Consider the following 6,028-nt stretch of genomic DNA (forward strand, 5'->3'; position numbering starts at 1 on the left):
TCAGGCGTTTCAACGCGCAAAGCAAACTGAACAAGCCGCGTTCTGGCTAGAGCGCGTGCGTCAGGAAAAGGCAGCGTTTTTACCACTGCCAGCAGAACCAGCGCCTGATGAGACGCTTATTGATCCCGATTTAACACCGTAGGCCGATATTCATTGACCCACATGGCGGTCGCACCACAAATGGCAACGGGCATTACCAAAAAGTTGATGATAGGGATCATCGCCATCACATTCACCGCAATGCCAAACGAGAAACTCAGACTTTTGCGATCGCCCAAATGCAGGCGCATGGTTTTAAAGGGGACCTTGTGGTTATCGAAAGGGTAGTCACAGTACTGGATGGCCATCATCCAGGCGCCAAATAAAAACCACAGTATTTGGCCAATAACCGGTAAAAAGAAAAACAGTAACAGAAAACCCAGCGCCCTCGGCAAGTAGTAAATCAACTTAGTGACTTCACGGCCAAACGTACGCGGCAAGTCTTTGACGATGGCCATTAGCCCTTCATCACCCAGACTTTGCCCGGTTAAATGCCGCTCGACTTTTTCAGCCAACAGGCCGTTAAATGGCGCGGCGATCCAATTTGCCAGGGTGCCAAAAATCAATGCGAACGACAGTAAAATGCTGATCACGGCCAGCGGCCAGACGAAGAAGTTTATCGCGGTTTTTAACCAGCCCAGCCAGTCCGGGATCAGCCCGGTTATATAATCTATTCCGCCCTGAATTTCGCCCAGTAAGAAATAAAATGCCGTTGAGAACAACACCAGATTGATGAAAAGCGGGACAAAGACAAACCGTTTCAGGCCTTTTGTTGTGATCAGGTCAAACCCTGAACCAAAATAACCAAATCCACTTCGATGCGGCATAGTAACTCCAGATAATGCAAGAGAAATCAGTATAAAAGTGTTAGGGATAACAGTGAATTGTTAATTGTTACAGTTGATGAACTTTGTTACATTCAACTAATAATAACAACTCAACAGTGCGCACGTGAACCGTTCAACTCACGACAGAATTAGTCCGGGAATGCTTTATTCTTCGGCCATGTCCGCTGTCCGCTCGATGTCGTTTCGATGCGGAGGGTTATTATGCGCCTGAAAAAAATAAAGCTCGCCGGCTTCAAGTCGTTTGTTGACCCAACCAGTATCCCGTTTCCCGGTGATATGACTGCGATTGTCGGTCCTAACGGCTGTGGCAAATCGAATGTGATTGATGCGGTGCGTTGGGTACTGGGCGAAAGCTCTGCTAAAAATCTGCGTGGCGATGCGATGACAGACGTCATTTTTAACGGCTCATCTGCGCGTAAAGCGGTAGGTCAGTGCAGTGTTGAGCTGGTGTTTGACAACAGCAGTGGCAGGATCGCGGGCGAATACGCCAAGTACAATGAATTATCAATTAAACGCGTCGTTACCCGTGACGCCGTGTCCACTTATTATCTAAATGCCAGTAAATGTCGCCGCCGCGATGTGACCGATCTGTTTCTGGGCACCGGTTTAGGTCCGCGAAGCTATGCAATTATTGAGCAGGGAATGATTTCCCGATTAATCGAATCTAAGCCTCAGGAATTGCGTGTTTTTATTGAAGAAGCCGCTGGGATTTCCAAATACAAAGAGCGACGTCGCGAGACAGAAAACCGCATTCGCCATACTCAGGACAACCTTGAACGTCTGGAAGATGTTCGCAGTGAATTAGGTCGCCAACTCGATAAGTTGCAACGGCAGGCCGCCGCCGCAAGGCGCTACAAAACCCTCAAAACCCAGGAACGCCAACTTAAAGCTGAGCTGGCCGCTATTCGATGGTTAAAGCAGGATGATCAGCTACAAAAGCTGCAACAGCAACAAGAGCAGGTCAAAAATGATATCGAAGCACTTACCGCTAAACAGCGAGGTGATGAAGCCGGTATTGAAAAATACCGGGTAGCCGCTCAGGAAAATAAACTGGCACTGGATACATTACAGCAGTCTTTGTTTACAGTAAGTGCCGCCATATCCCGTCTTGAGCAGTCTGCTCAGCACAATCAGCAGCGCCGACAGCAGATCCAACAAGAATTATCGGCATTGGAAGCGCAGCTAGCACGCTTGGACGAGACCCGATCCCAGTTGGCTGTTCAACACGAGGAATTGTCCGAAAAACGGTTGTTGCTGGAGCCGGAATATGAAATGAAGCAAGCGTCCTGCGAGCAACTGGACATTGCGAGAGAGGAAGCTGAGCAGGCTTTGCAACAGCATGAGCGAGCATTTCAGCAAGCCGATCAGACCTACCACCAGCACAAACAGCAAGTGCATACGCATCACAGTAAAGTGCAAACATTACTGCAAATGCAGATGCGTACACAGCAGCGCATTGGTGAACTGGAACAGGAACTCAGGGAATACACGCAGGATGATTTCGAGAGTCGTCTACGGCAGTTAGAAGCCGAGAAACACGAGCTTGAAATGCAGGTGGAGGGCCTGACTGAGGCAGTGCTTGAAGCGGAAATTCAGGTATCAGAATCGCAAAAGCACCTCGCTGACAGCAATGCAGCGTTACTTGAGGCGAAAGGTGAATTACAACGATTGAAGTCTCAACATGCCGCTCTGGAAACCTTACAGAAAGCGTCAAGTCCTCAACAGCCGCAGCCTGAAGAGGCAGTGGCACTTTGGGAGTGGTTAACGCCGGCAAGGGGCAAGGCCGCATTAATCGAACATGTGTTGACACTGCTCGGTGATGCCCAGGTATTACAGGGCTGTTCATTGGAGAGTGGTTTAGCTTCGCAGCCTGAGTTTACCCCGGGCTTTCATTATTTTACAGAAGCGCAGTTTACTGACATTAAAGTGCCTGGTTCTGTTGCCGCATTGTTAGATAACCCTGCAGTCCCTGCTGTGTTTAATCGTATTGGCGTGGCCGATGATTTAACCGCAGCCAGAGTGTCGCTCGGCAACACGTCGTTTGACCTGTTTGTTACTGAGTCGGGAGAATGGCTGGCACAAGATTGGCTGCGCATGGGTAAGAAAGACGAACAGGCAGGGCAGTTACAACGCGCGCAAGCGCTCGCTGCGTTGGTTGGAGACATTACCGGTGGAGAGACAACAGTCAACGCGTTAACGGAACAAGTGTCGCAAGCCGAAGCTAGCCTTGCTCAGTGTCAGGAAACGCTTAAACAACATCAAAGCCGGTTGTCAGCCGAACAAAATGCACTGCAACAGCGTAGCCACCAAATTCAATGGCTTGGCGAACAGCAGCAACAACAGCAACAAAAGCAGCAACGCTTACACGACGAGCTGGCACGTCAAAAAGACCAGTTCGAAGAAGAAGCCATTGAGTTGACTATGTTGAATGAAAATTTAGCGACGCTGGAAGAGCAGTTAGCAGAACAAGCAGCAGAACAGGAGCAGTTAGCGTCAAAAAGGCAAAGCTTACAACAACAGGTGGCCAGTCAGCGCGCTCAATATGAACAGTATACCCGGGTGCTGCATGAACAGGCTTTGCAACTGCAGGACCTGAGGAATAAACAACAAAGTACGGCTGCTCAGCAGCAACAACTGGACAATCAGTCGCAAGACGCCAGGCGGCGCGAAGAAGCGCTGTCCCGGGAGCTGGAATCCCTGGCTAGTCCGGAAAACGAGCAAAAAGAACAACTGCAGGCGTATCTAGCGGACAAAGAACAGTTGGAAGAGCAGAAAAGTGAGCGTCAACACGCACTCGAACACGCTGAGTCGATGCTGGCAGAAGCCATGCAGGGCCAACAAGGTCAACTCGCTATGATCGCCAAACGGCAGCAGGAGCTGGATAGCCTGAAAATTGAAGCTGAGGGTGTCAGAGTAAGAGGTGCGGCCATACTTGAACAGTTCAATGAACTTGATGTCACGCTGAAAACCATCCTTGAAAATTTACCCGCTGACGCAGAGGAGAAGCGCACCCAATCTGAACTTGAGCAAACGACTGCCGCCATCAGTCGACTGGGCGCAGTGAACCTCGCTGCGGTAGAAGAATACGATATCCAGGCCGAACGAAAGGCGCATTTGGATGCACAATTTGACGATCTGAATGAAGCGCTGGACACATTGCAAAATGCTATTCGCAAGATCGACCGCGAGACGCGTACCCGATTTAGTCACACCTTCGAACAAGTGAATGACGATCTGAAACAACTGTTTCCGAAAGTGTTTGGTGGAGGCTCGGCATACCTGGCATTAACCGACGATGATTTGCTGGAAACCGGCGTGACCATCATGGCACGTCCACCTGGCAAGAAAAATAGTACAATTCATCTGCTTAGCGGTGGAGAAAAAGCGCTAACCGCTTTATCATTGGTATTTGCGATATTCAGACTGAATCCGGCACCGTTTTGCCTGCTCGATGAAGTGGACGCGCCGCTGGATGACGCAAACGTAGGGCGTTTTTGTAAGCTGGTTTCGGAAATGTCGAAATCAGTACAGTTTATTTATATTACCCATAATAAAATCGCGATGGAGATGGCCAGTCATTTAACCGGCGTGACCATGGCAGAACCAGGGGTTTCCCGCATGGTTGCCGTGGACGTTGACGAGGCCGTTTCATTGGTAGAAGCATAATGACACAGGGCATAGAAATCGATGGAAGATGAATTACGTTGGTCACTGTTGCTGCTTGGTGGTTTTTTTATCATCGGCGTATTAGCACATGGCTTATGGAATATTCGTAAGAACAATAAAGCCAAAAAGCCCCCGCGTATTGAACCTCAGGATTGGCAGGAAGACGACGCTGCAGACGATGAGAATTCAACAGAGCAATTTGATGAATACGGTATAGGCTCCGTTCGTGTAGTAAGCGGCCATACGCCCGATACCGACGATTCAGACGATGAAGAAAACATCGCGCAAGCCAGCGTAGTTTCTGGTGAAAGCGTTGAAACTAAATCTGAATTGCACTCGGAAGATGAGAACAGCTCACCTCACTCAGAAACTAAGCAGCCTGAGGCTAAACAGCCAGAAGCTGAAAAACTGTATGCTTCTGTGGTATCTAACCCTAAGCCGCAGTTTAGTACAAAAGAATCTGTCACTGATGCGGGTGAAGCTATTCCGGCCCCGCCGTCGTTTTTGTTGAAAGACGAAGCGCCCACCGAACCCCATAAAGCAGAGGCACCTTCTCAGGCAGAAAAAGAGCCGACGATTGATTTTTCCCTGGATGCACAAGAAGCGCCCGATACACTGAAAGATAAACTATCGGAAGCAACCAAAGCAGCGCCGGCCCCAGTTGAAAAGCCTGCACCCCGGAAGAAAACCCGACAATCGATTCGACGTCGCCAGGAGCCCAATTTTGGTGATGACGAACAGATGCAAATTGATTTTGATGATTCGCAAAAAACAGCGCCTCCGAGCGATGCTGCACCCGAAAAACCGGCTGCAGACGCCGCCAGTGTTGGACAGGAAGTGTTGATCCTGAACGTTCGAGCGCCAGAAGATGCACCTATAAGTGGCGCAGCTTTGTTGCCCATGTTGCTCACGCTGGGCTTCAAATTTGGCGACCAGGATATCTTCCATCGCCATGTAAATTCTAACGGTAAAGGTCCGGTGTTATTTAGTCTGGCAAATATGTTCAAGCCAGGTAACTTCGATATCGACAATCTGGAAAACTTTACTACCCGGGGTGTGTCGTTGTTTATGCTGTTGCCTATTGAAGGTGACCCGCATCAGGTGTTTAACATGATGCACAATGCCGCTCGCAAAATCGCCGATGAATTTAATGCACAGGTCCTGGACGGCCGACGCAGCGTATTAACCAAACAAGGCATTCAGCAATACGTCGAAAAGATACGAGATTTCGAACGCAAGCGTATGATTGCCAAACACTAAATACACCGAGGGCTGGCTAGCCAGCCCTGCTAACTTTCTTGTGCGCGCAGTCAGCGTGCTTAGTGAGACCGCTTCATGAATACACAATCCATCAGCGCGCAAATGGAAGCGTTGCGCGATACCATCAATGAATATAACTACCAGTATTATGTACTGGACAATCCTACTGTGCCAGACAGCGAGTACGATCGCGTTTTTCAGGCATTAAAAGCCCT

4 protein-coding genes are annotated in these 6,028 nt (G+C 49.3%); 3 read left to right on the forward strand and 1 reads right to left on the reverse strand.

Annotated features, from left to right (window positions below; genetic code table 11):
- Positions 1-116: 116 nt before the first annotated feature.
- Positions 117-866 (reverse strand): sulfate transporter CysZ, encoded by a 750-nt coding sequence (gene cysZ / locus AC4MRN_RS17330; protein WP_073321399.1) that lies wholly within the window; start codon positions 864-866, stop codon positions 117-119.
- A 222-nt stretch (positions 867-1,088) separates the two neighbouring features.
- Here cysZ and AC4MRN_RS17335 point away from each other — a divergent pair, with 222 nt between their 5' ends.
- The 3 genes from AC4MRN_RS17335 to AC4MRN_RS17345 form a co-directional block, all read left to right on the forward strand.
- Positions 1,089-4,553, forward strand: coding sequence for a chromosome segregation protein SMC (locus tag AC4MRN_RS17335; protein WP_491203980.1), 3,465 nt, complete (start codon positions 1,089-1,091; stop codon positions 4,551-4,553).
- Positions 4,554-4,574: 21 nt separating this feature from the next.
- Positions 4,575-5,813 carry a cell division protein ZipA gene (gene zipA / locus AC4MRN_RS17340; RefSeq protein ID WP_491203981.1) on the forward strand — a complete coding sequence of 413 codons (1,239 nt, stop codon included), beginning with the start codon at positions 4,575-4,577 and terminating at the stop codon, positions 5,811-5,813.
- Between the two features lie 75 nt (positions 5,814-5,888).
- On the forward strand, positions 5,889-6,028 hold a 140-nt coding region (locus AC4MRN_RS17345), incomplete at its 3' end, for a DNA ligase LigA-related protein (RefSeq protein ID WP_491203982.1).

It is taken from the genome of Marisediminitalea sp., from assembly GCF_984433645.1.